This window comes from Streptomyces sp. NPDC005752 (assembly GCF_040630715.1).
GTDB lineage: Bacteria > Actinomycetota > Actinomycetes > Streptomycetales > Streptomycetaceae > Streptomyces.
The window spans coordinates 139622-162731 of sequence record NZ_JBEXYB010000010.1; the positions used below are offsets into that span (position 1 = coordinate 139622).

19 protein-coding genes and 2 pseudogenes are annotated in these 23110 nt (G+C 71.6%); 7 read left to right on the plus strand and 14 right to left on the minus strand.

All coding sequences use genetic code 11. The features are described 5' to 3' along the window. Positions 1–7: 7 nt before the first annotated feature. Positions 8–295 carry a hypothetical protein gene (locus tag ABZ441_RS11130; protein WP_358970957.1) on the plus strand — a complete coding sequence of 96 codons (288 nt, stop codon included), beginning with the start codon at positions 8–10 and terminating at the stop codon, positions 293–295. Between the two features lie 36 nt (positions 296–331). Here ABZ441_RS11130 and ABZ441_RS11135 read toward each other — a convergent pair whose 3' ends face one another. From ABZ441_RS11135 to ABZ441_RS11155, 5 genes are all read right to left on the minus strand, one after another. Then, complete coding sequence (locus ABZ441_RS11135) at positions 332–1024, minus strand: LuxR C-terminal-related transcriptional regulator (RefSeq protein ID WP_358971136.1); 693 nt, start codon at positions 1022–1024, stop codon at positions 332–334. 246 nt (positions 1025–1270) lie between these two features. Further along, positions 1271–3175, minus strand: a complete 1905-nt coding sequence (locus tag ABZ441_RS11140; protein ID WP_358970960.1) for a PQQ-binding-like beta-propeller repeat protein — start codon at positions 3173–3175, stop codon at positions 1271–1273. Positions 3176–3233: 58 nt separating this feature from the next. Beyond that, positions 3234–5060: a PQQ-binding-like beta-propeller repeat protein gene (locus ABZ441_RS11145; RefSeq protein WP_358970963.1), complete on the minus strand. Its 1827-nt coding sequence runs from the start codon at positions 5058–5060 to the stop codon at positions 3234–3236. A gap of 347 nt (positions 5061–5407) precedes the next feature. Further along, on the minus strand, positions 5408–6826 hold the full coding sequence (locus tag ABZ441_RS11150; protein ID WP_358970966.1) for a PQQ-binding-like beta-propeller repeat protein: 1419 nt from the start codon (positions 6824–6826) through the stop codon (positions 5408–5410). A 595-nt stretch (positions 6827–7421) separates the two neighbouring features. Then, complete coding sequence (locus tag ABZ441_RS11155; protein WP_358970969.1) at positions 7422–9239, minus strand: ABC-F family ATP-binding cassette domain-containing protein; 1818 nt, start codon at positions 9237–9239, stop codon at positions 7422–7424. A 147-nt stretch (positions 9240–9386) separates the two neighbouring features. On the opposite strand from ABZ441_RS11155, the gene ABZ441_RS11160 reads away from it, so the two are divergent. Beyond that, positions 9387–10031, plus strand: a complete 645-nt coding sequence (locus ABZ441_RS11160; RefSeq protein WP_358970972.1) for a lipoprotein — start codon at positions 9387–9389, stop codon at positions 10029–10031. 116 nt (positions 10032–10147) lie between these two features. Beyond that, positions 10148–10408 carry a Txe/YoeB family addiction module toxin gene (locus tag ABZ441_RS11165; protein WP_358970975.1) on the plus strand — a complete coding sequence of 87 codons (261 nt, stop codon included), beginning with the start codon at positions 10148–10150 and terminating at the stop codon, positions 10406–10408. A 30-nt stretch (positions 10409–10438) separates the two neighbouring features. On the opposite strand, the pseudogene ABZ441_RS11170 reads toward ABZ441_RS11165, so the two are convergent. The 7 genes and pseudogenes from ABZ441_RS11170 to rsmI form a co-directional block, all read right to left on the minus strand. Beyond that, positions 10439–10906, minus strand: a pseudogene (locus tag ABZ441_RS11170) (acyltransferase); the annotation flags it as partial. A 101-nt stretch (positions 10907–11007) separates the two neighbouring features. Beyond that, complete coding sequence (locus ABZ441_RS11175; RefSeq protein WP_358970978.1) at positions 11008–11907, minus strand: 4-(cytidine 5'-diphospho)-2-C-methyl-D-erythritol kinase; 900 nt, start codon at positions 11905–11907, stop codon at positions 11008–11010. Further along, positions 11904–12776 (minus strand): 16S rRNA (adenine(1518)-N(6)/adenine(1519)-N(6))-dimethyltransferase RsmA, encoded by an 873-nt coding sequence (gene rsmA / locus ABZ441_RS11180; RefSeq protein ID WP_358970981.1) that lies wholly within the window; start codon positions 12774–12776, stop codon positions 11904–11906. Before rsmA ends, ABZ441_RS11175 begins: the two co-directional genes overlap by 4 nt. A gap of 75 nt (positions 12777–12851) precedes the next feature. Continuing rightward, positions 12852–13097, minus strand: a pseudogene (locus ABZ441_RS11185) (ubiquitin-like domain-containing protein); the annotation flags it as partial. A 365-nt stretch (positions 13098–13462) separates the two neighbouring features. After that, positions 13463–14329: a TatD family hydrolase gene (locus tag ABZ441_RS11190; RefSeq protein WP_358970984.1), complete on the minus strand. Its 867-nt coding sequence runs from the start codon at positions 14327–14329 to the stop codon at positions 13463–13465. A gap of 32 nt (positions 14330–14361) precedes the next feature. Then, positions 14362–14754 carry a hypothetical protein gene (locus tag ABZ441_RS11195; protein ID WP_358970987.1) on the minus strand — a complete coding sequence of 131 codons (393 nt, stop codon included), beginning with the start codon at positions 14752–14754 and terminating at the stop codon, positions 14362–14364. Positions 14755–14926: 172 nt separating this feature from the next. Continuing rightward, positions 14927–15823, minus strand: a complete 897-nt coding sequence (rsmI, locus tag ABZ441_RS11200) for a 16S rRNA (cytidine(1402)-2'-O)-methyltransferase (RefSeq protein ID WP_358970990.1) — start codon at positions 15821–15823, stop codon at positions 14927–14929. A 53-nt stretch (positions 15824–15876) separates the two neighbouring features. On the opposite strand from rsmI, the gene ABZ441_RS11205 reads away from it, so the two are divergent. From ABZ441_RS11205 to ABZ441_RS11220, 4 genes are all read left to right on the plus strand, one after another. Next, on the plus strand, positions 15877–17643 hold the full coding sequence (locus tag ABZ441_RS11205) for a phospholipid carrier-dependent glycosyltransferase (protein ID WP_358970993.1): 1767 nt from the start codon (positions 15877–15879) through the stop codon (positions 17641–17643). Between the two features lie 154 nt (positions 17644–17797). Further along, positions 17798–19432 carry a penicillin-binding transpeptidase domain-containing protein gene (locus tag ABZ441_RS11210; protein ID WP_358970995.1) on the plus strand — a complete coding sequence of 545 codons (1635 nt, stop codon included), beginning with the start codon at positions 17798–17800 and terminating at the stop codon, positions 19430–19432. 255 nt (positions 19433–19687) lie between these two features. Further along, positions 19688–20197 carry a YbaK/EbsC family protein gene (locus ABZ441_RS11215; RefSeq protein ID WP_358970998.1) on the plus strand — a complete coding sequence of 170 codons (510 nt, stop codon included), beginning with the start codon at positions 19688–19690 and terminating at the stop codon, positions 20195–20197. After that, positions 20194–21045 (plus strand): DMT family transporter, encoded by an 852-nt coding sequence (locus tag ABZ441_RS11220; protein ID WP_358971001.1) that lies wholly within the window; start codon positions 20194–20196, stop codon positions 21043–21045. Before ABZ441_RS11215 ends, ABZ441_RS11220 begins: the two co-directional genes overlap by 4 nt. Before the next feature lie 72 nt (positions 21046–21117). Here ABZ441_RS11220 and ABZ441_RS11225 read toward each other — a convergent pair whose 3' ends face one another. Then, entirely contained in the window at positions 21118–21915 is a 798-nt protein-coding gene (locus tag ABZ441_RS11225) for an SDR family NAD(P)-dependent oxidoreductase (protein ID WP_358971004.1), read from the minus strand. Continuing rightward, positions 21912–23072, minus strand: a complete 1161-nt coding sequence (locus ABZ441_RS11230; RefSeq protein ID WP_358971139.1) for a serine hydrolase domain-containing protein — start codon at positions 23070–23072, stop codon at positions 21912–21914. Before ABZ441_RS11230 ends, ABZ441_RS11225 begins: the two co-directional genes overlap by 4 nt. Positions 23073–23110 lie beyond the last annotated feature (38 nt).

The window sequence follows — 23110 nt, forward strand, 5'->3', positions numbered from 1 at the left end:
ACTCACCATGTCCGACCTGCACAAGGAAGTCTCCGAACTGGAGCGCACGTCCGCGACCGCGGCCCGGCTCTTCGACATCCGGCGGATCATCGGCGGTCTCTTCGTGGTCTACGGAGTGATCGTCACCATCGCCGGGATCAACCCGTCCGAAGCCGACCTGAAGAAGGCCGAGGGCGTCCACATAAACCTCTGGACCGGCCTGGCCATGCTGGCACTCGGGCTCTTCTTCCTGATCTGGATGAAGCTGCGCCCCGTCCAGGTGCCGCACGAGGCCCCCGGTACGCCGGAGGACTGACCGGCACCACCCCTCGGGGGCCGGGCGTTCCCGCGTTCACGCGTGGCCGCCCGGCCCCCGAGGCGTTCCCGCCGCCCTGTCGAGCAGCCCCGTACGGGCCGCGAGCGCGGCGGCCTCCAGCCGGGAGCCGACACCCAGCTTCATCAACACCCGCTGCACGTGCGTGCGTGCGGTGCTCGGCGCGATCCTCATGCCGGCCGCGATCAGCCGGGTGTCCTCCCCCTCGGCAACCCGCACCAGCACCTCGACCTCACGCGGGGTCAGCATCCTCAGGAGCCGCTGCCCTTCGTCGTCCGGCTGGACCGCCGGATGCAGCAGCTCCGCGAACGCACCGCGCAGCAGCTGCGGGGCGACCGCACTCTCGCCCGCGCGGGCCTTGACCATGGCGCGTTCCACGCCCTCTATGCGTTCGTCGTGGCGGACGTACCCGGCCGCTCCGGCGGCGAAGGCCGCGGCGATCCCGCGTGGGCTCGGCACCGGGCCGAGCACCACCACGGCCACCTGCGGTCGCTCCCGCCCGATCCGTACGATCGGGTCGAACACCCCGGGTTCGGCGGGCGCCGATGTGCCGAACAGGCAGACCTCGGGCGCCCTGCTGACGACGAGTTCCGCGGCCCCGGACGTCGGCGCGGCCGCCGCGAGCACCCGGTGCCCCCGCAGCTTCAGCGCCGAGGCGAGTGCCTCGGCGAGCAGACGGTGGTCATCGACCACCATGAGCCGCACGCCCATCGGAAAAGCCCCCATGTGTACAGCGCAGCCCCGCTGCGTCACCCTGAACAGGCCCCCCGGCCCCTCTGACCCGGCAAGCTACACGCTTGTTCGACGTGGCGCGCCCTCTACCGGACGGAAGCCCCCCAGAATGCCGAATTCTGCTCAGTCCAGGGCTCCTTGTGCGTCGGAAAACGATCGGCCCTGCCGGTCGGATGATCAACCGGCAGGGCCGTTACCGTCCGGCCCGGAAAGGGGCCGGAGGGGTCAGACGGTGCTGAAGGAGACGACGAGGTACTGCTTGTCGTCCAGCGAGCTGGACTTGCTGGGCTCACTGACCATCTTCTCGGAGATGAACAGCCGCCCCTTCTCGTAGATGAACTCGGCGTAGTCGATGGAGAAGCTGGTCTCCGCCTCGCGGACCGACTCGTCGTCCGGGTTGACCATCAGCACGGTCTCCTTGAACGTGGAGCCGTTGATGGAGACGATCTGGCCGCCCTTGTCGTACGGGGGCCGCTTGTACGCGATGAGGTTGGAGCCGTCCATGCGCAGCGGGGTCAGCGTGTAGCGGTCGCCTGCGTCCGCCCTGCCTCCGACGAGCTTGCCGGTGGTGAGGTCGAAGGCGACGATCTCGTTGGTGTCGCCGTACTCGCCGCCGCCCTCGTGCTCCTCGGTCGGTACGTAGAGCCTGTTGTTGCCGACGGCGAGTGAGGAGCACTGCTCGACCTCGGTCGAGCCGCAGTCGGCGGCGTACTTGTCCGCGTCGGCCGAGATCCGGACGATCAGCTTGCCTGTGGCCGCGTCGATGGAGAAGAAGTCCGAGATGCTGCTGCCGTCACCGGCGGTGTCGCCGACGTCGGCCGCCACCACGAGCGGCTTGGTGGAGACGATGCTCGCGTAGTCGACGCCGGGCGGCATGTTGTACGAGGAGAGCGGTGCGCCGGTGGTCGGGTTCAGGGCCTGGACGGTGAGCTGCGGGTCGTCGTAACTGCCGCACTTGCGGACCACCGCGAGGGCCTCGCCGCCGCCGTAGCCCATGTCGTAGCAGTTGTTGGTGTCGGCCTTCGGCTTCCAGAGCTCGGCGCCGTTCGCCAGGTTGAAGGCGGCGCCGCCGCTGGTCCCGCCCGCCGCGACCGTGGAGCCGCTGAGCGTGACCTCGCCGAACCTCACGGGCTCGTCGCCGCTGGACGCGGAGGTGACGGACTTGCTCCACATGAGCTTGCCCGTGGCCAGGTCGAGGGCACCGATCTGGGTGCAGGAGGGGTACTTGTCCTCGGCGCTCGGCTTGCCGTCCTGGAAGGCGATGGCCGTCTTGTAGTCCTTGCTCATGTGCCGGGACGCGGCGCAGACCTGGCCGGTCAGCGGGATCGACCAGACCTTGGTGCCCTTGGCGAGGTCGTAGCCGACGACTTCGTACACGCCGGTCTTCACGTACACCTTGTCCGTGACCCAGGAGCCGTCGACGACCGTGGTGTCGGTGACCTTCGGGTGGCGCAGCTGGAAGCCGACCTTGGATTTGGTGTCGGACGGAGCCTTCTCGGTCCCGCCGGCCAGGCCGTCGCCCTCACCGCCCTTGCCCTCGCCGCCGGTTCCGGCGGAGGACGCCTCGTCCTGCTTGCCGCCCTCGTCACCGCCGCTGGAGGCGTAGATGACCCCGCCGCCGACGATCAGCACGACGGCGACGACCGCGGCGACGATGATCTGCATCTGGGTGGTGAACTTCTTGCCGCCGCCGGGCTGCGGGGTGGCGTACTGCGGGTGCATGGGCGCGGTCGGGTAGCCGTACCCCTGCGGGGGCATGCCGGGCTGCCCCTGCGGGAAGCCGTAGCCCGGCTGCGTCGGCGGCTGCCCCGGCGGGGGTGCCTGCGGATACCCGTAGCCGGGCTGGGTCGGCGGCTGCCCCGGCGGGGGTGCCTGCGGATACCCGTAGCCGGGCTGGGTCGGCGGCTGGACCGGCGGCGGGGCCTGCGGGGTGCCGTAGCCGCCGGCGGGCGGAGGGGGCGGGCTGCCGTAGCCGCCCGCGGGCGGGGTGGGCGGCGTGGCCGGGGGCTGCTTGCCGAACGGGTCGGCGGGCGGCGGGGTGGGCGCGCCGAATCCGCCGGGCGGCGGGTCCTGCGGGGCGCCGAATCCGCCCTGGGGCGGCTCGTTGGGCGGCTGGGGCGGCTGGGTCATGGCGTACGTACCTCTGCTGGTTCTGAGGAGAAGGGGCTGCGGTTGCCGTCGGCGGCCGTCACTTGCCGAAGGCCATCATGGTCGTCTGCTCCTTCTCCTCCTCGTCGTTGCTCGCGCTGACGCGGTCGCTGACGACGAAGGAACGGCTTCCGGCATAGACGGTCTTGGACGAGAAGAAGCTCTCGATCCTGGTCGTCGAGTCCGGGTGCTGCAGCACCACCTCGGGCGTGCCGCCGGTGGGCGCGATCGTGGCGATCGCCCCGCCCTTGTCGTACGAGGGCTCCAGGTAGACCAGGACGTCACCGCTTTCCATGCGCAGCGGCTTCATGGTGCGCTCGGCGGGGGCCGCGGCCTTCCACTTGGTCTTGCCGGTGTTCAGGTCGAACGCGACGACCTTGTTGGTGCGGCCGGTGCCGCTGGTGTCGTCCTCGGTCATCATGTAGAAGGTGTTGGCGTCGGCGGCGACGCCGCTGCAGCCTTCGAGCTTCTTGCCGAAGATCGAGAAGCCTCCGCCGCAGTCGACGGAGAGCTTGTCGCCCTTGTCACTGATCAGCTGGGAGCGGAGCGTTCCGTTCTCCTTGAGCGCGAGGACGGCCCACTTCTTCTCCTCCCGCTGGGTCAGCGAGATGACGAGGGGACTCACCGAGTACACCTTGTCGATCTCCCAGCCGCGCTTCGGCTCGTAGGTCCACTTGGCCTTCCCGGTGGCCGGGTCGACCTCCTGGACCTGCTGCTGCGGGTTGTCCACGTCATCGGTTCGGCAGTTGACCGCGGCGATGAGTTTGGGGCCGCCGGCGAAGGCGTACGGCTTGCAGTCGCCCGACGGGTTGCCGAACAGTTCCTTGCCGTCACTGACGCGGAACGCGCTGGAGTTGCTCGTGCGGCCGACGGTCACGGTGTCACCGCTGATCGCCAGGCCGATGTCGGACAGCAGGTCCCAGGTGCCGTTCTTCTTGACCGCCTTCTTCCACCCGGCCTTGCCGGTGTTGAGGTCGATCATCTGGAGGTCGGCACAGTCGGCCTTGTCCGTGGTGCCGTTCATCACGCCGATGACGATCTTGCCGTCGGAGGTGGGCGTGACGGGCGCGGCGCACATGTCGGCGGGGAGCGGAAGCTTCCACTTCTCCTTGCCGTCGGCCACCGAATAGCCGACGACCGAGCGGTACATGCCCTTGACGAGGGTGTCCCCGACGATCCACGGGCCGTACACGTTCGCGCCGTTGCGCGGCAGGTCGACGTCGTTCTTCGTCAGCCAGAGGACCTTGGCCTCGCCCTCCTTGCGACCGGCGTTCAGGTCGTCGTTCGCCTCACGGCCGTCGCCCTTGCCGTCGCCCTGGTCGACGCTGGGCGAGGTGCTCGGGTCCACGGCGTTCTCGCTCGACTTGGCGACGGGCTTCTTCTCCTCGTCGCTCCCGCTCGTGGCGAAGAAGATGCCGGTGCCGACGACGAGCAGTGCGGCGAGCGCCGCGCCGATGACGACGGCGGGCTTGCCCTTGAAGGGGCCGCCGCCGGAGCCGCCGGGCGCGGGTGCGCCGGGGTACTGCTGCTGCGGATAGCCGTAGCCGGGCTGCTGGCCGTACGGGCCGGGCTGCTGCGCGTAGGGGCCGGCCGGGGCGCCGTAGGGACCGGGCTGCTGGGCGTACGGGCCCGGAGCGGCCTGGCCGGGGGCCTGGGGGTAGCCGTAGCCGGGCTGTGCTCCGGGGGCCTGCGGATAGCCGTAACCCGGCTGCGGCGCCCCCGGGGGCGGCATCTGCGGAGGTGCGGGCGGCATCTGCGGTGGAGCGGCCGGAGGTGACTGCGGCTGGGGCGGCTGAGGAGTGCCCTGCGGTTCCTGCGGAGCCCCGAAGCCCCCCTGCGGCGGTTGCTGGCTGGGCGGCTGGGTCATCAGCACGTCCCCCTTCGTGCGGTCCGGTGCCCGTTCCGGTCTCCCCCGCGATTCCGCTGGGTTCAGAGGATCAGGTGCGAGAAATCTCTGAATTCCCCCCGGAAAGGAGCGAATCGGGCATGGCTTCCGCGGCTTTACGACAGTCGAGCGGGGCTTCTTTGTACCACCCGCACCCACCGGGCACCGGCTCGGTCCATGCCCTGTTCCCAAGGGAGAACCGGCCCGTGATGTCGCCGTTACGAGCCCGGTGCGGGCGGGCGGCCGCACCGGCGGCCGCCCCGGCGTCAACACCCCTCGGAGTGGGCGGGTTTCACCGGAATGAGGGCTTCAGGTGCGGGAGGAACGCCTCAGTCACCGAACGCCATGAACATCTTCGTCGTGACCTCGATGTTGTCGTCCTCCTCCAGACCGACCACGGACCGGGTGACGAGGGAGCGGCCGTTCGTGTAGTCGACCTTGCCGCCGGCGAAGCCGTCCTCGATGGCCGCCGTCGACGCGGGATGTGCGAGGACGGTCTTCAGGTCGCCGCCGGCAGCCGGCACCGTGGCGATCTCACCGCCCTGCTTCTTCGTGGGAGCGACGTAGACGAGCACCTGGCCGTCCTCGGTGCCGAGCGGTTCGACCCTGCGTCCGAGCGGTGCGGCCACCGTCCACTTCTGCTCGCCGGAGTCCAGGTCGAAGGCGACAAGCTTGTTGTCGATGTCGAACTCGGCGTGCTGCCGCTTCGTCGACACGTAGAACGTGTCGGAGTCGACGGCCACGCCGGCGCAGTCGTCCTTGTTCGAGGTGACCATCTGGTAGCCGCCGCAGCGCACTTCGTAGTCGGCGAAGCCGAAGTCGACGTCACGGGTGCCCAGGTCGATCTCCGCGCGGAGGGTACCGTCGGCCCTCAGGGCGACGGCCTTCCACGCGTCGCCCTTCTGTACGGAGACCACCAGCGGATCGGTCGAATAGACCTGGTCGACGGTCCAGCCCGCCCCCACGTCGTACGTCCATCGCGCCTTGCCGGTCAGCGGGTCGACCTCCTGGATACGCTGGTCCGCCCGGTCGTCGCCCAAGGGGGCGCAGGACGTGGCGGCGATCATCCGCGGACCGCTGGTGAACGCGTACGGCCGGCAGGGTCCGGCCGGCATCCCGAACACCTCCTTGCCGCCTCCGACGTCGTAGGCGAGCACGCGGCCGGCGCGCGCGTAGGTCACGGTGCCGCCGTTCAAGGACATGGCGACGTCCCGCCGGATCTCCCTGAACCCGCCTGCAGGAAGCGTCTTCGTCCATCCCGCCCTGCCCGTCCTCAGGTCGATCATCCGCAGGACCGAACAGTCCGCGCCGTCCTCGGTGTGCTCCTCGAACGCGATGACGATCTTGCCGTCCCCTGTCGGCAGGGTCGGTGCCGCGCATATGTCGGCGGAGACCTTCAGGCTCCACACCTTCCGGCCGTCCTGCGCCGAGTAGCCGGAGACGGTGCGGCGGACGGCGTGCGCCACGACGTCCCCGGACTGCCACGGGCCGAAGACGGTGAGGGCCTGCCCGGGCAGGTCGACGCCGAGGCTCTTCACCCAGCGCAGCTTCGCCTCGCCCTGCTCACGCCCGGCGTCAACCGCATCGACGAGCTCGGAGTCGGTCCGGTCCGTGGTGTCACCCTTCCCCTCCGCGGTGGGCGAGGCCGCGGGCCGGTCACCGCCACCGGCGGTGGGCCGCTCACCGTCGTCGCCGCCGCCGGTGGCGAACCAGACACCGGCGCCCGCGACGAGGAGTACGGCGAGCACCACCCCGACGATTCGCGCCGGCCTGCCCCCGAACCTCCCCCGCCCTCCGGGGCTTCCTCCGGGAGGCGGCGAACCGTAGGGACCCTCCTGCGGACCGTGGGGCCCGGGCTGCGGACCGTGGGGCCCGGGCTGCGGACCGTGGGGCCCGGGCGGTTGCGGCGCGTAAGGGCCGGACCGGGCACCGTACGGGCCCGGTTGCGGTGCTGCGGGATAGCCGTACCCGGGCTGCGGTGCGGGCGGATACCCGTACCCGGGCTGTGGTGCGGGCGGCTGAGAGCCGGGAGCCGCACCCTCCGCCGGGTCGAACGGTGCTCCGAAGCCCTCGTGCGACGAGTGCGGGCCGGGCGGCTGGGACATCGGTGCGTCCCCTTTTCTGCGGACCGGACCCTTTTCCGGTCTCCCCCGCGCTTCCGGTGCGCTCCGGGAGCCGGGGACAGCGCTCCCCGGAGCGCACCGGAAAGGAGCGAATCGGGCTTGGTTTCCGCGAGGTGATGGTGAGTCGGGCGGACCCTCTTTCTACCACCGGTGGTTTCTTGGGCCTCTTCCCCCTCATGCGTCGGCAGGCCCCGCCGATCCCGGTCCCGCCCGGCGGCCCTCAGGCTTCCTCGGCCAGCTCCAGCCAGCGCATCTCCAGCACGTCACGTTCCGCGACCAGTTCACGCAGCTCGGCGTCGAGCGTGGCGACCTTCGCGAAGTCGGTGGCGTTGTCGGCGATCTGCGCGTGCAGCGACGTCTCCTTCGTCGACATCTTCTCGAGCTGCCGCTCGACCTTCTGCAGCTCCTTCTTCGCCGCGCGCGCCGCCTGCGGGGAGACCGTCTCGGCCGGCGCCGCCTTGGGCGCCGAGGACCCGGCGAAGGACGCGGGCGTCGCCGTCTCCTCCATGCGCTGCCTGCGCTCGATGTACTCGTCGAGACCGCGCGGCAGCATCCGCAGCGCGCGGTCGCCGAGGAGCGCCATCACCTTGTCCGTGGTGCGCTCGATGAAGAACCGGTCGTGGGAGATCACGATCATCGATCCGGGCCAGCCGTCGAGGAGGTCCTCCAACTGGGTCAGCGTCTCGATGTCGAGGTCGTTGGTGGGCTCGTCGAGGAAGAGGACGTTGGGCTCGTCCATCAGCAGCCGCAGGATCTGCAGCCGCCTCCGCTCGCCACCGGACAGGTCACCGACCGGAGTCCACTGCTTCTCCTTGACGAAGCCGAACTGCTCGCAGAGCTGCCCGGCGGTCATCTCACGGCCCTTGCCGAGGTCGACGCGGTCACGCACCTGCTGGACCGCTTCGAGCACCCGCAGGTTCGGGTTGAGCTCGGCGACCTCCTGGGAGAGGTAGGCGAGCTTGACCGTCTTGCCGACGACGACCTTCCCTTCGGCGGGCTGTACGTCGCCCTGGCTGCGGGACGCCTCGGCCAGCGCACGCAGCAGCGAGGTCTTGCCCGCGCCGTTGACGCCCACCAGGCCGATGCGGTCACCGGGGCCGAGCTGCCAGGTGAGGTGGGTGAGCAGGGTCTTGGGGCCGGCCTGGACGGTCACGTCCTCCAGGTCGAAGACCGTCTTGCCCAGCCGGGCGTTGGCGAACTTCATGAGTTCGCTGGTGTCGCGCGGGGGCGGCACATCGGCGATCAGCTCGTTGGCCGCCTCGATGCGGTAGCGCGGCTTGGAGGTACGGGCGGGGGCGCCGCGCCGCAGCCAGGCCAGCTCCTTGCGCATCAGGTTCTGCCGCTTGGACTCCTCGGTCGCGGCGATCCGCTCCCGCTCGGCCCGCGCGAAGACGTAGTCGCTGTAACCGCCCTCGTACTCGTGGACGGAGCCGCGCTGGACGTCCCACATGCGGGTGCAGACCTGGTCCAGGAACCACCGGTCGTGGGTGACGCAGACGAGTGCGGAGCGCCTGGTCCGCAGATGTCCGGCCAGCCAGGAGATGCCCTCGACGTCGAGGTGGTTGGTGGGCTCGTCGAGGACGACCAGGTCCTGCTCGGCGATGAGCAGCTTCGCCAGGGCGATCCGGCGCCGCTCGCCGCCGGAGAGCGGGGCGATGACGGTGTCCAGGCCGTGCTCGAAGCCGGGCAGGGCGAGGCCTCCGAAGAGCCCGGTCAGCACGTCGCGGATCTTGGCGCTGCCCGCCCACTCGTGGTCGGCGAGATCGCCGATGACCTCGTGCCGGATGGTGGCCTGCGGGTCGAGGGAGTCGTGCTGGGTGAGGACCCCCAGGCGCAGCCCGCCGTTGTGGGTGACCCGGCCGGTGTCCGCCTCCTCCAGCTTGGCGAGCATCCGGATGAGCGTCGTCTTGCCGTCGCCGTTGCGGCCGACGACGCCGATCCGGTCGCCCTCGGACACCCCGAGGGATACACCGTCGAGCAGGGCACGGGTGCCGTACACCTTGCTGACCTGCTCGACATTGACCAGATTGACGGCCATTTCACTCCTGCCTCGGGGATCCCTGCGTCGGGGACCGCTCGACGTCCCAGAGTAGTCGCCGCGCGGGGTGCGATAGCGTGCGGCGATCGATCATGGGGAGTAACCCCAGGTCGGAGCGGTACGGAACATCTCAGGGGTGGGGACTTCATGATGCGTTACGCGATACGGACTCTGGTTCCGGCGGTCCTGGCGGCGGCGGTATCGGCGGGCTGTTCGTCGTCGTCCGACGGCGGCACGGACTCGGGCACCGGCAAGAACGGGGACAGCGCCCCCGCGAAGGCGTCGGAGAGCGCCGTCGCGGAGAAGGGTGGCACGCTCGGCGGCCCGGGCTCGGCCTGTGAGCTGCCGGTGACCTTCGATCTTGCGGCGGACTGGAAGCCGGAGGCCGTGGAGGTGGATCCCGGATCCGAGTTCGCGGAACTGGCGCAGCAGGGCTCGGCGACCATGGTCTGCGAGATCGACGCCAAGCCGGCCGGGAACATCGGCTACCTCCGGGTCTGGCAGGGCAAGGGCTCCGGCACCACTCCGCGAGCGGCGCTGGAGGACTTCGTGGCCGGCGACGCGAACGCGTCCAAGGCGTCGTACGAGGAGACAGGTGGGCCGGTGGCAGTTGTGGAGGTCACCTACACGGTGGACGCCGAACTGCTGGACGACCCCAAGGCCGAGCGGGCCTTCGCGGTCGCAACGCCGGAGGGGCCGGTCGTGGTGCACCTGGGCGGGCTGGACTCGCAGGAGCACGAGGAGATGCTCCCGGCGTACGAGCTGGCGAGGAAGACGCTGAAGCTGGGCTGACGCCGCCGTCACCGCACGTTGCCCCGTCGGACTCGGGCGCACACATCCCGTACGTACGTCCTGGCAGCGATCGATGATCTCGAGAACGGCGGCGGCACCGTACGGGAGCTCGTCGAATGAAGCTGGTCTGGCACGAATCCGCATGGGTGGACTACGTGTGGTGGCAGACCCAGGACCGGAAGATCCTCAAGCGGATCAACGCCCTGCTCCAGGACATCGACCTCCACGGAAACGAAGGCATCGGCAAGCCGGAGGCTCTACGGCATGATTTCCGCGGGTACTGGTCACGCCGGATCAGCGAGGAACACCGACTCATCTACCGCGTGAACGAAGACGAAGTACGTATCGTCTCGTGCCGCTACAACTACGGTCGCTGAGCGGCTTCCCGCAAGCGCCGCCCCTCACGTTCACCGCCCCGCCCCTTCCACCAGCAGCCAGCCTCCGAGCGCCATGGCGACGGCCGCCGGGGGGCTGACGTGGACGGCGATCAGTAGTGCGGTGTGCCCCTCGAGCAGCCCCGCGTAGCCGACCATGGACAGGCCCAGCACTCCGAGCGGGGCGAGGGTCACTCCGATCGCCGAGACGGCTCCGGCGCCGCTCGCCGCCCTGTCGGGGACGCCCCGGACGGGGCGCTCGAACGCAGGGAAGGCCGCGACCAGCAGGGCGGTGACCGCGACGGCGGCCGCGATCCGCACCGGTACCTGCGCCCACCAGGCGCCGGTGGCCGGGTCCGGCAGCGGGACGCCGAGGGCGAGCATCGCGCCGTACACGCCGAGCATCGCGGTGAGGTGCCACAGGAACGCGGTCATCGCGACGCCGTTGGCGGCCACGACCGTGCGCCAGACGCGCGGCCGGGCCGCCGGCCGGGCCGCCGGGTGCGCGCAGCAGCTCGACCTGATCCCATGCGCATACGGTCGCGCCGCACCCCGGGAGGGCGGCAGCGCGACCGTACTCGGTTCCCGCTGAGTACCGGCGGTCAGACGACGGTGGCGCCCGGTGCCGGGGATGCCGCCACCCGTGCGCTGCGGCAGGTGCCCGAGGCCATCAGCGCGTCGGCGACCTTCCCCGCCGACTCCTCGTCGGCGGTCAGGAACGCCGTGGTCGGCCCTGATCCCGAGACCAGTGCGGCCAGGGCGCCCGCGGCGGTGCCCGCCGCGAGGGTGTCGGCGAGCGAGGGACGCAGAGAGAGGGCGGCGGCCTGGAGGTCGTTGCCGAGGGCGTCCGCGAGCGCGGTGGCGTCCCCCTTGCGCAGGGCGCCCAGGAGCGCGGGCGACGCGGCCGGCTCGGGGACGTCCGTACCGGCGGTGAGCCGGTCGAACTCGCCGTACACCGCGGGGGTCGAGAGCCCGCCGTCGGCGACGGCGAAGACCCAGTGGAAGGTTCCGCCGACCTCGACGGTGGTCAGCTGCTCACCTCGTCCGGTCCCGAGTGCCGCCCCGCCGACCAGGCTGAACGGCACGTCGCTGCCCAGCTCGGCGCAGATCTCCAGGAGTTCCTCCCGGCTCGTGCCGGTGGCCCACAGGGCGTCGCAGGCCAGCAGGGCGGCGGCGCCGTCGGCGCTGCCGCCCGCCATGCCGCCGGCCACGGGGATGTCCTTGGCGATGTGGATGTGCACATCGGGGGCGATGCCGTGCCGGGCGGCCAGGGCGATCACGGCGCGGGCGGCCAGGTTGGTGGCGTCCAGCGGGACCTGCGCGGCATCCGGTCCCGAGCAGGTGATGCTCAGGGCGTCGGCGGGGGTGACGGTGACCTCGTCGTACAGGCCGACGGCGAGGAAGACGTTGGCCAGGTCGTGGAAGCCGTCGGGGCGGGGTGCGCCCACCGCGAGCTGCGCGTTGACCTTGGCGGGTACGCGGACGGTGACGCTGCGGGTCATGCGGAGGGCTCCGGCTTGTTCTCGGCGATGGCGGCGAACTCCTCGACGGTCAGCGCCTCACCCCGGGCCTGCGGCGAGATCCCCGCGGCGGTCAGTGCGGCCTCGGCGGCCGGTGCGGAGCCGGCCCAGCCGGCCAGGGCCGCGCGCAGCGTCTTGCGGCGCTGGGCGAAGGCGGCGTCCACGACGGCGAAGACCTCGGCCCTGCTCGCGGTGGTGCGGACCGGCTCCGCGCGCCGGACGAGGGACACCAGCCCCGAGTCGACGTTGGGCGCGGGCCAGAACACCGTGCGGCCGATCGACCCGGCGCGCTTGACGTCGGCGTACCAGTTGGCCTTGACGGACGGCACGCCGTAGACCTTGTTCCCGGGCCGGGCGGCCAGCCGGTCGGCGACCTCGGCCTGCACCATCACGAGCGTCCGCTCGATGGTGGGGAAACGCTCCAGCATGGTGAGCAGCACCGGCACGGCGACGTTGTAGGGAAGGTTGGCGACCAGCGCGGTGGGCGGGGGGCCGGGCAGCTCCTTCACCAGCATCGCGTCCGAGTGGACGAGGTCGAACCGGCCGGCCCGGTCCGGCAGGCGGGCGGCGACCGTGGCGGGCAGGGCGCCGGCGAGCACGTCGTCGATCTCCACGGCGACGACCCGGTCGGCCGCCTCCAGCAGGGCCAGGGTCAGCGAGCCCAGGCCGGGCCCGACCTCGACCACCACGTCGTCGGGCCGCACCTCGGCGGTCCGTACGATCCTGCGGACCGTGTTGGCGTCGATGACGAAGTTCTGGCCGCGCTGCTTGGTGGGGCGTACGCCCAGCGCTGCGGCCAGCTCGCGGATGTCTGCGGGGCCCAGGAGGGCGTCGGGCTCTGTGGTGCTCACCCGTTAAGCCTACGGCCGCCGCGGGACCCCGGGACCGCCGCCCGGCACGGGCCCGAAGCCGCGTGTCTCCCGGAGGACGACGATCTCGTCGCCGTCGTCCAGCCCCGTGGCGGGGGTGGGGGCGACGGTGTCGCGGGTTCCGACCGTGACGCCTTCGGCGTCGAGGAGTTCGCCGACGTCGTCAGCGAAGGTGTGCAGGGTGCGCGACGTGCCGTCGACACTGACGCGGACGGCCTTGTCCTGCGCGAGGAACGCGGCAGTGCCGCCGGCCAGGACCGCGACGACCAGGGCGCGCGGGACGATCCGCCGCAGGCTGTCCGGGGCGCCCCGGTGACGCCGGGTGGCCCGGTGTCCGGGGGTCTTCCTCCGCGGGGCCGGCTGCCGGGACGCCAGCGGTGTGTCCAGCACGGTGGGGACATGGACCGGCGAGGCGCCCGGCCACCGCCGGGCGACGATCGTCCGCTCCTCGTGGAGGGAACGCGGCGGTGCCGGAGGCGGGGCGGGGACCCGCGCCCGACTCGTACGCCCACCGCCGCGCGGTGCGCGGTGACTGCCCTGCGAATGGCCCACGACGCTCCAGACGTTCCGCCCTGCCGACCCCGTTGCGCGGGCACGATAGCGGAGTCGTCGTCACCGTCCAAAGTCGTACGATCACCCACCGTGCGGGCCGGGGTGGGTATTGGACGTCAGAAGTCGAACGCGCGGGCGGTGTTGTCGTAGACGGCGGCGGCCAGGGTGTCCTCGTCGGTGCCCCTCACCTCCGCCATGGCACGGAGGGTGACCGGAATCAGGTAGGGCGCGTTGGGCCGGCCGCGGTACGGGGCGGGGGTGAGGAAGGGCGCGTCCGTCTCGACGAGCACGAGTTCGGCGGGGGCGACGGCCAGTGCGTCGCGCAGCGGCTGCGCGTTCTTGAAGGTGACGTTGCCCGCGAAGGACATGAAGTACCCGGCCGCCGCACAGATCCGGGCCATCTCGGCGTCCCCGGAGTAGCAGTGGAAGACGGTCCGCTCGGGGGCGCCCGCGTCGGCGAGGATGCGGAGCACGTCCGCGTGGGCGTCACGGTCGTGGATGACCAGGGCCTTGCCGTGCCGCTTGGCGATCTCGATGTGGGCGCGGAAGGACTCCTCCTGGGCGGCGATGCCCTCAGGTCCCGTACGGAAGAAGTCGAGGCCGGTCTCACCGACCGCGCGTACGTGGTCGAGGGCGGCCAGGGCGTCGATCTCGGCGAGGGCCTCGTCGAGCGCCGCCCTCCCGCCGGGATCGCGTGCCCCCTGGCGGGCCGTGCCCTCGGGGTCTCCGTGCACGATGCGGGGCGCCTCGTTGGGGTGCAGGGCGACGGAGGCGTGCACGGACGGGTGCGCGGCGGCGGTCTCGGCGGCCCAGTGCGATCCCTTCACGTCGCAGCCCACCTGGACGACGGCGGTGACGTTGACCGCCGCGGCGCGGGCCAGGCCCTCCTCGACGGTTCCGTCCTGCATGTCCAGGTGGGTGTGCGAATCGGCGACCGGAACCCTGAGGGGTTCGGGGAGCGGCGGGGCTTCGGTACGGCTCATGCCCACGACTCTACGAGGGCATGAGCTCTCTCTCACCGCCGGTGGAAGGGACGCAGCAGGTCGGACAGGTGCCAGTGGTGCGCCTCGGGCCCGGGAGCCCGCACCGCCGCGACCGCCATCTCCTCGGCGGCCGTCTCCTCACCGGCCCTCTTCGGAAGCGGGGGCTGCTGGGGCCGGAGCAGCTGCTGGACGAGGGAGACCCGGCCGGCCCGCATGATCCGGACGACGTGACCGCCGCACCTCGCGCAGGAGGGCGTGGACAGCGGTGAGGGCACCTGCCGCCCGTCCGCCTTGTAGACCACGAAGGCGTTGCCCGAGCGGTCGACGTGGTGTTCTATCTCGTAGGCCTGTTCCCAGCCGTACCCACACCTCATGCAGGCGAAGGCGTACGCCTCGTGCACGGTGGTTGCTGCGATCTCACTCATGCCTGCTCCTCTTGTCCGATGGACAAGCACTCCGGACAAGCACTCCGGATGATGCGTTCCACCCTCAAGTGGACGCCCTCACCGGCGGCGAAGCACCAGGTCTGCCGAGTGTTGGAACGCTTTTGGCCGTTCCGTGGCCGGAGGACCGGGAACGCGGCTCGGGCTTTACATTTCAGGCTAGTCCTTTGCCCTGCTCCTGGCCGGTCCGAGCCGCGTTCTTTGCCGCGACCACCGCATCGAACACCTCGCGCTTGGGCAGCCCCGCCTCGGCGGCGACCGCCGCGATGGCCTCCTTGCGCCGCTCCCCCGCCTCCTCGCGCACCTGCACCCTGCGCACCAGCTCGGCGGGGTCCAGTCCTTCGTTCCCCGAGTCCGTGGCGCCCTCGACGACGACGGTGATCTCGCCGCGCACGCCCTCCGCCGCCCAGACGGCGAGATCACCCAGGGGGCCGCGCTTCACTTCCTCGTACGTCTTGGTCAGCTCGCGGCACACGGCGGCCCTCCGGTCCGTCCCGAACACCTCGGCCATCGCCGCCAGGGTGTCGTCCAGCCGGTGCGGGGCCTCGAAGAAGACCATCGTGCGGCGCTCGCCGGCGACCTCGCGCAGTTTCCCGAGCCGTTCGCCCGCCTTGCGGGGCAGGAAGCCCTCGAAGCAGAAGCGGTCCACGGGCAGCGCCGACAGGGCAAGCGCGGTCAGCACCGCCGACGGTCCCGGTACGGCGGTGACCTTGATGTCCTGCTCCACGGCGGCGGCGACGAGCCGGTAGCCGGGGTCGGAGACGGACGGCATCCCGGCGTCGGTGACGAGCAGGACGCGCGCGCCGCCGGCCAGCGCCTCGACGAGTTCGGGCGTCCGCGCGGCCTCGTTGCCCTCGAAGTAGGACACGACACGCCCCGTCGTGTGGATGCCCAGGGCCTGGGTGAGCCGGCGCAGCCGCCGGGTGTCCTCGGCGGCCACGACGTCGGCCGTCTCCAGCTCGGCGGCGAGCCGTGGAGGGGCGTCCGCCACGTCGCCGATGGGGGTCCCTGCGAGTACGAGCGTTCCAGTCGTTCCAGTCACATCGGCCATCCTCCCAGCACGGGCGGCACCACTCGCACAGATGCGTTCCTTACGATGGCGCGGTGACGAGTACTGCGCCCGAGGCCCAGCAGGGCAACGACGCCGGGGATCACACCGGCGACCAGCCGCCTTCCTGGCAGCAGCGGCTGCGCCGCTTCGGCCATTCCCCACGTCCGGAGACGGGGCTGCGCGAGCGCCTGATCCCGCCCTACACCCGCCCCGGGCGCCAGTTCTGGAGCGTGCTCGCCGTGCCGCCCGGCCTCGCCGGCCGGCTGGTGCGCTGGTCCGCGTGGGGCGGGCCGCTGCTGGTCGCCCTGGTCGCCGGGCTGCTGCGGTTCTGGAACCTGGGCAGCCCGAAGGCGGTGATATTCGACGAGACGTACTACGCCAAGGACGCCTGGGCGCTGGTCAACCAGGGGTACGAGGGTTCGTGGCCCAAGGACGTCGACAAGCTGATCCTCAGGGACCCGTCCTCGGTGGACATCCCGGTGGACCCGGGCTACGTCGTCCATCCGCCGGTCGGCAAGTGGATCATCGGGTTCGGCGAACAGCTCTTCGGCTTCACCCCGTTCGGCTGGCGTTTCATGGTGGCGCTGCTCGGCACCCTCTCGGTCCTGATGCTGTGCCGCATCGGCCGCCGGCTGTTCCGCTCGACGTTCCTGGGCTGCCTGGCGGGAACCCTGCTGGCCGTGGACGGTCTGCACTTCGTGATGAGCCGCACCGCGCTGCTCGACCTGGTGCTGATGTTCTTCGTCCTCGCGGCGTTCGGCTGCCTCCTCGTCGACCGTGACCGGTCCCGCCGGAAACTGGCCGCGGCGCTCCCGGTCGACGAGGACGGGATCCTGCGCCCGGACGCCCACATCGCGGAAACGCTCCGCCTCGGGTGGCGTCCGTGGCGGATCGCGGCCGGCCTGATGCTCGGCCTCGCCTTCGCGACGAAGTGGAACGGGCTCTACATCCTGGCCGCGTTCGGTGTGATGGCGGTGCTCTGGGACGTCGGCGCCAGGCGCACGGCCGGCGCCGTACAGCCGTACCGGGCCGTGGTCCTGAGGGACCTGCTGCCCGCCTTCGTCTCCACGGTGCCGGTCGCGATCGGCACGTACGTCGTGTCGTGGACCGGCTGGATCGTCACGGACAAGGGCTACTACCGCAACTGGGCGGCCACCGAGGGCAGGGGCGGCAGCTGGACCTGGTTGCCGGACTGGCTGCGCAGCCTGTGGCACTACGAGTACCAGGTCTACGAGTTCCACGTCGGCCTGACCTCCGGCCACACCTACCAGTCCAATCCGTGGAGCTGGATCGTGCTGGGCCGGCCCGTCTCGTACTTCTACGAGGAGAAGACGGGCTGCCTCACGTCAGGGACCGGGAAGTGCGCCCGCGAGGTGCTGGCGCTCGGCACCCCGTTGCTCTGGTGGGCGGCGTGCGTGGCGCTGCTGTACGTCCTGTGGCGCTGGTTCTTCCGCCGGGACTGGCGGGCGGGCGCGATCGTGTGCGGGGTGGCAGCGGGCTGGGTGCCCTGGTTCTTCTACCAGGAGAGGACGATCTTCCTCTTCTACGCGGTCGTGTTCGTGCCGTTCCTGTGTCTGGCGGTCACGATGATGATCGGCGCTCTCATCGGCCCCGCGACCGGAACGGGCACCGAACACCGCCTCGGCGTGGAGACCACCGACCCGTCGGGCGAACGCAGACACACCCTGGGCGTGATCGCGGCGGGGGTCCTGGTGCTGCTGATCGTCTGGAACTTCGTGTACTTCTGGCCCCTCTACACCGGCACGTCGATCCCGGAGGACGCCTGGCGCGACCGGATGTGGCTGGACACCTGGGTGTAGCCGCGAACGCCACCCTTAGCCGGAAAGCGCTCTCTCGAAGGGCGTAGCAGTCCGATAACAACCGCCTCAACGCCCCATGCCGTCCCGTACTGTGCGGAAGGAAGGCCCCCTTGAACACGTTCAAGGGGGCGCTCACGGGGAGGGGAACGCACAGATGCGCAGTGGAGCGAAGGTCGCCGTGGTCGGCGGGGTGTTCGTACTCGTGGCCGGGGGGCTGGGGTACGGCGTGTACGACGTGGTGCTGGGAGGCGGCGGGACCGGGGACACGGAGAGCGCCTCGGCGTCCTCGGAGGTGAGGACCGGGCCGCCCGAGAAGGAGGAGATCCAGGAGACCGCCAAGGGTTTCCTCGAAGCATGGGCGTCCGGCGACGCGTCGGCAGCCGCCCTGCTCACGAACAACGAGACCGTCGCCGAGCCGCTGCTGACGGCATACGCCGACGAGGCCCACGTCACGAAAGCGGTGATCACACCTGGCGCCGCCGTCGGTACGAAGGTGCCGTACACGGTGAAGGCCACCGTGTCGTTCGAGGGGCGGACCAAGCCCTGGTCGTACTCCTCCGAGCTGACCGTGGTGCGCGGACTGACGACCGGGAAGGCGCTGGTCGACTGGCAGCCCGCCGTGATCCATCCGCAGCTGACCGAGGGCGCGACGCTCAGGACCGGTGAGTCCTCGACGGCGGCGATCGAGGCCGTCGACCACAACGGCAAGGTGCTCGACAAGGAGACGTACCCGTCGCTCGGGCCGATCCTGGACAGCCTGCGCGAGAAGTACGGCGACGAGGCGGGCGGTTCCGCGGGCATCGAGACCTGGATAGAACCCGCGGACGAACAGCTCCCGGACACCACCCTGCTGACGCTGGCCAAGGGGAAGCCCGGCAAGCTGCAGACCACGCTCGACGCGGACGCCCAGGCGGCGGCCGAGAAGGCGGTCAAGCAGTTCAGCGGGGCGTCGGTGGTCGCCGTGAGGCCGTCCACCGGGTCGATCCGCGCCGTCGCCAACAACCCGGCGACCGGCTTCAACGCGGCGATGCAGGGCAAGCAGGCACCCGGCTCCACGCTGAAGATCATGACCGCGGCGATGCTGATGGACAAGGGACTCGTCTCGGCGAACAGCCCGGTCGAGTGCCCGAAGGAAGCGACCTGGCAGAGCAGGACGTTCCACAACCTCGACTACTTCGAGCTCCCGCCCACCGACACGTTCACCACAAGCTTCGCCCGCTCCTGCAACACCGCCTTCATCAAACTGATCGACGACACCAAGGACGACACCGCGCTCGCCAAGGAGGCACGGGACGTCTTCGGGATCGGCCTGGACTGGAAGACCGGTGTCGTCTCCTTCGACGGGAGCGTGCCCGAGGAGACCGGCGGTGAGGCGGCGGCGCAGTACATAGGCCAGGGCACCGTGCAGATGAACGCCCTCAACATCGCGTCCATCACGGCGACCGCCCGCAACGGGACGTTCCGCCAGCCCGTGATCGTCCCGCAGTCCCTGGACGACCGTCCGCTCGCCACCGCCTCACGCTCGTTGTCCCCGAACGTCACCGGGCAGCTGAACGACATGATGCGGGCCACAGCCTCGTGGGGCACCGGCAAGACCGCCATGGCCTCGGTCGGTGGCGACAAGGGCGCCAAGACGGGCTCGGCGGAGGTCGACGGACAGGGCACGTCCAACAGCTGGTTCACCGGCTTCAGCAACGACCTCGCGGCGGCGGCGGTCGTCCAGTCCGGCGGCCACGGTGGTGACGCGGCCGGCCCGGTGGTGGCGGCGGTGCTGCGCGCGGGGTCGTAGCGCGCCGACGGCGGCCCCGGTCACCTCGGGCGGCCCGGCCCGGCGCTTCGCGCCGGACGCCGGGCTCCACGGTGGTCCGGGCGGGTGCCGGCCCCCAGGACCCGGACGCGGCGCGGCTGTTCAGCGATACCGCCGGGGAGCCGGACACCCGCATCGCCCCGGGGCGGCTGCCCGGAGGGGCGGGCCGGGGACGGATGTGCACAGCAGCCGGAAAGGCTGTGGTCCGGCGCCGGGACGGTTCAGTAGCGTGCGGGCATGAGCACTCCCGACGCCACCCCCGCCACGACCGTCTCCGATGCGCATCCCCGCTTCGCCGAGGCCCTCCACGAGATGGGCCTCCAGGTCGACGTACGCCGCTTCCCCGACGCCATCCGCACCGCGGCCGAGGCCGCCGCGGCGGTCGGCTGCGCACTCAGTCAGATCGTCAAGTCCCTGATCTTCGAGGCGGACGGCGTACCGGTCCTGGTCCTGATGGACGGATCCTCACGGGTGGACGTGGAGCTCGTACGGAGCGAGCTGGGCGCCGCGAAGGTCGAGCGGGCGCGGGCCGCCGTGGTCAGGGAGACCACCGGATACGCGATCGGCGGCGTGCCGCCGTTCGGCCACCGGACGAAGACCCGGGTGCTGGCCGACCGGGGTCTGCTCGGTCACGCCGAGGTGTGGGCCGCCGCGGGTCATCCGCACACCGTCTTCCGCCTCGATCCCGCCACGCTCGTCGAGCTCGCGGGCGGCACCCTCGTGGACGTACGCGAGCCGGTCGCGTGACCCCGCTGGTGGCGGCGGCCGTCCTGGCCGCCGCGATCACGCACGCGAGCTGGAACGCCATCGCCCACGCCATACGTGACCAGTTGCTGTCCTTCACCCTGATCTCGGGCGGCGGGGCGCTGATCGGAGCCGTGCTGGCCTGCTCCACACCGATGCCGGCGTCCGGTGCCTGGCCGTACCTGCTCGCCTCGGCGGCCCTTCACGTGGTCTACATGCTGCTGCTGATGCGTTCGTTCACCCTGGGCGACTTCGGCCAGATGTACCCGATCGCGCGGGGCACCGCCCCACTCGTCGTGACGGTCCTGGCCGCCGTCTTCATCGGTGAGGTCCCGGACGGCTGGGCGACGGCGGGCGTGGCCGTGGCCTCGGCGGGGCTCGTCGGGCTGGCCCTGTGGGGCATCCGGGGCTCCGGCAGCCGCCCCCACTGGCCGGCGGTCCTGGCGGCCCTCGCGACCGGTCTGGCGATCGCCGGCTACACCACGGTCGACGGGATCGGGGTACGCGCCTCGGGGACCCCGGTCGGCTACATCGGCTGGCTGATGCTCGTGCAGGGCATGGTCATCCCGGCGTACGCCTACTGGCGCAGACGGGGCGCACTCGTCTCTCAGCTCCGCCCGTTCGTCAGCCGGGGACTGCTGGGCGCGGCGCTGTCGGTCCTGGCCTACGGTCTCGTCCTGTGGGCGCAGACGAAGGCCCCGCTCGCCCCGATCGCCGCACTCCGGGAGTCCTCGATCATCGTGGGTGCCGTGATAGGGACGCTGTTCTTCAAGGAGAGGTTCGGCGGCCCCCGGATCGCGGCCGCCGGGCTGATGGTGGTGGGCATCGGGCTGATGCTGCACACGAGTTGACCGGGCGGAGAGCGGCGGCCGCCCCGGAAGCCGGGGCGATGCCACAGGGGTACGGCACGGCCGGCAGCGGTCCTACCGCGCCTCGGAGTCCCCCGTCATCGCCTTGCGGAACCCCGTGTTGACGGCGAGGAGGCCCCCGTCCACCCGCAGTGTGGTGCCGGTGATCCAGGCCGCGTCCCGGGAGGCGAGGAAGGCGACGGCGGACGCGATGTCGTCCGGTTCGCCTATCCGGCCGAGCGGGTAGAGGGCGCTCGCCCGGTCCAGTTCGGCGTCGCGGCCGGCCCAGGCGTCCGTACGGATCGTGCCGGGTGCGACGAGGTTGACGCGGACACCGCGTGGTCCCGCGTGACCGGCGAGCGTACGGGTCAGACCGGCGAGGCCCGCCTTCGCGGCGCTGTAGGCGTGGCCGCCGAAGTCCTGTTCGCCGTTGACCGAGCCGATGTTGACGATGGCGCCGCGGCCGGAGGCGACCAGGTGCGGCAGCGCGGCACGGGAGCAGCGGTAGGGGCCTGTCAGGGTGACGTCCAGGGTGTGGTCCCAGGAGGCGTCCTCCTCGTCCTCGAACAGCGCGGCGTCGTCATGGTTGGCGTAGGCGTTGTTGACCAGGACGTCGAGCCGTCCGAACGCGGCGACGGCCCGGGCCACCGCCGCGTCGACCGCCGCCCGGTCGCCCACGTCGCAGGCGAGGGATTCGGCGGTGCCGCCCGTCCCGCGTATCGCGTCCGCCGTGCGCCGGGCGCGCCCTGCGTCCAGGTCGGTGACCAGGACGGCCGCGCCCTCGGAGGCCAGCCGGCGGGCGGTGGCCGCCCCGATGCCCTGCCCCGCGCCCGTGAGGAGCGCGGCGTGACCGTCAAAGCGTGGAGGAGTCATAGCGCCGACCGTACTGCCCTGACCAGTGCCTGGGCACGGGGGTCGGCGGTGACTCCCTTCTGCAGACCGTTCGTCACATAGCCGAGCGCGATGCCGGATCCGGGGTCGGCGAAGCCGAGCGAACCCCCGCGGCCGGGGTGTCCGAACGACCCGGGGCCGAGCAGCGGCGCGGCGGGGCCGTGCAGCATGTAGCCGAGTCCGAAACGGGTGTTGACGACCAGCACGCGGTCCGGTCCCGCGGACTCCTCGGTGCGGGCCAGGGTGAGGGTGGCGGGGGCGAACAGCCGCTGCCCGTCGACCTCGCCGATCATCGCGGCGTAACAGCGGGCGAGCCCGCGCGCGGTGGCGACGCCGTTGGACGCGGGGAGTTCCGCCGCTCGGTAGGCCGGGGCGTTCTCGTCGGGGAAGGGGTCGATGGCCCCGAAGGCGCGGCGGGTGAGCGAGGACGGATCGCGGTAGGCCTCGACGACGGAACGCTTGGGCCGCACGCGAAGAGCACCGCCGCCCTCGGCCGCCGGGGGCTCGACGGGGCCGATGCGCCCGATCCGGTGCGCCTCGTCGGCCGGGAGCCCGAACCAGAAGTCCAGGCCGAGCGGGCGTGCGATCTCCTCCGCGATCCAGCGGCCGATGGTCCGTCCGGTGACCCTGCGCACCAGTTCCGCGACGAGCCAGCTGTAGGTCTGGGCGTGGTACCCGTGGTCGGTGCCGGGCTCCCACTGGGGCCGCTGTCCGGCGACGGCCCGCGGCCCCGACACCTGGTCCGCGGCCTCCTCGGGCGTCAGCGTCGCGTCGAGGGCGGCGAGCCCGGCACGGTGGGCGAGGACGTGCCGCACGAGGACACGTTCCTTGCCGTTCGCCTTGAACTCCGGCCAGTACGTGCCGACGGGGGCGTCGAGGTCCACCTGCCCGCGCTGGTGCAGCAGCAGCGGTACGGCGGCGGCGACGCCCTTTCCGGCTGAGCGGACGATCTGCACGGTGTCCACGGCCCAGGGTTCCACGCCGTCGACATCCCTCGTCCCGGCCCACAGATCCACGACCTTGCGGCCGTGGCGGTAGAGGGCGACAGCCGCTCCCCGCTCCCCGCGCTGTTCGAAGTTACGGACGAAAGCGTCCCGTACCGCCTCGAATCCCGGCGCCACCGTGCCTCGTACATCCACGCCTGCTCCCGCGCTCCCGCTCATCCCCCCATGGTGCA

Excerpts from the sequence above, each read along its gene's own strand:
- ABZ441_RS11130 (WP_358970957.1), top strand. The coding sequence starts at position 8 with ATGTCCGACCTGCACAAGGAAGTCTCCGAACTGGAGCGCACGTCCGCG.
- ABZ441_RS11135 (WP_358971136.1), bottom strand. The coding sequence starts at position 1,024 with ATGGGCGTGCGGCTCATGGTGGTCGATGACCACCGTCTGCTCGCCGAG.
- ABZ441_RS11140 (WP_358970960.1), bottom strand. The coding sequence starts at position 3,175 with ATGACCCAGCCGCCCCAGCCGCCCAACGAGCCGCCCCAGGGCGGATTC.
- ABZ441_RS11145 (WP_358970963.1), bottom strand. The coding sequence starts at position 5,060 with ATGACCCAGCCGCCCAGCCAGCAACCGCCGCAGGGGGGCTTCGGGGCT.
- ABZ441_RS11155 (WP_358970969.1), bottom strand. The coding sequence starts at position 9,239 with ATGGCCGTCAATCTGGTCAATGTCGAGCAGGTCAGCAAGGTGTACGGC.
- ABZ441_RS11160 (WP_358970972.1), top strand. The coding sequence starts at position 9,387 with ATGATGCGTTACGCGATACGGACTCTGGTTCCGGCGGTCCTGGCGGCG.
- ABZ441_RS11165 (WP_358970975.1), top strand. The coding sequence starts at position 10,148 with ATGAAGCTGGTCTGGCACGAATCCGCATGGGTGGACTACGTGTGGTGG.
- ABZ441_RS11175 (WP_358970978.1), bottom strand. The coding sequence starts at position 11,907 with ATGACCCGCAGCGTCACCGTCCGCGTACCCGCCAAGGTCAACGCGCAG.
- ABZ441_RS11190 (WP_358970984.1), bottom strand. The coding sequence starts at position 14,329 with ATGAGCCGTACCGAAGCCCCGCCGCTCCCCGAACCCCTCAGGGTTCCG.
- ABZ441_RS11195 (WP_358970987.1), bottom strand. The coding sequence starts at position 14,754 with ATGAGTGAGATCGCAGCAACCACCGTGCACGAGGCGTACGCCTTCGCC.
- rsmI (WP_358970990.1), bottom strand. The coding sequence starts at position 15,823 with ATGGCCGATGTGACTGGAACGACTGGAACGCTCGTACTCGCAGGGACC.
- ABZ441_RS11210 (WP_358970995.1), top strand. The coding sequence starts at position 17,798 with ATGCGCAGTGGAGCGAAGGTCGCCGTGGTCGGCGGGGTGTTCGTACTC.
- ABZ441_RS11215 (WP_358970998.1), top strand. The coding sequence starts at position 19,688 with ATGAGCACTCCCGACGCCACCCCCGCCACGACCGTCTCCGATGCGCAT.
- ABZ441_RS11225 (WP_358971004.1), bottom strand. The coding sequence starts at position 21,915 with ATGACTCCTCCACGCTTTGACGGTCACGCCGCGCTCCTCACGGGCGCG.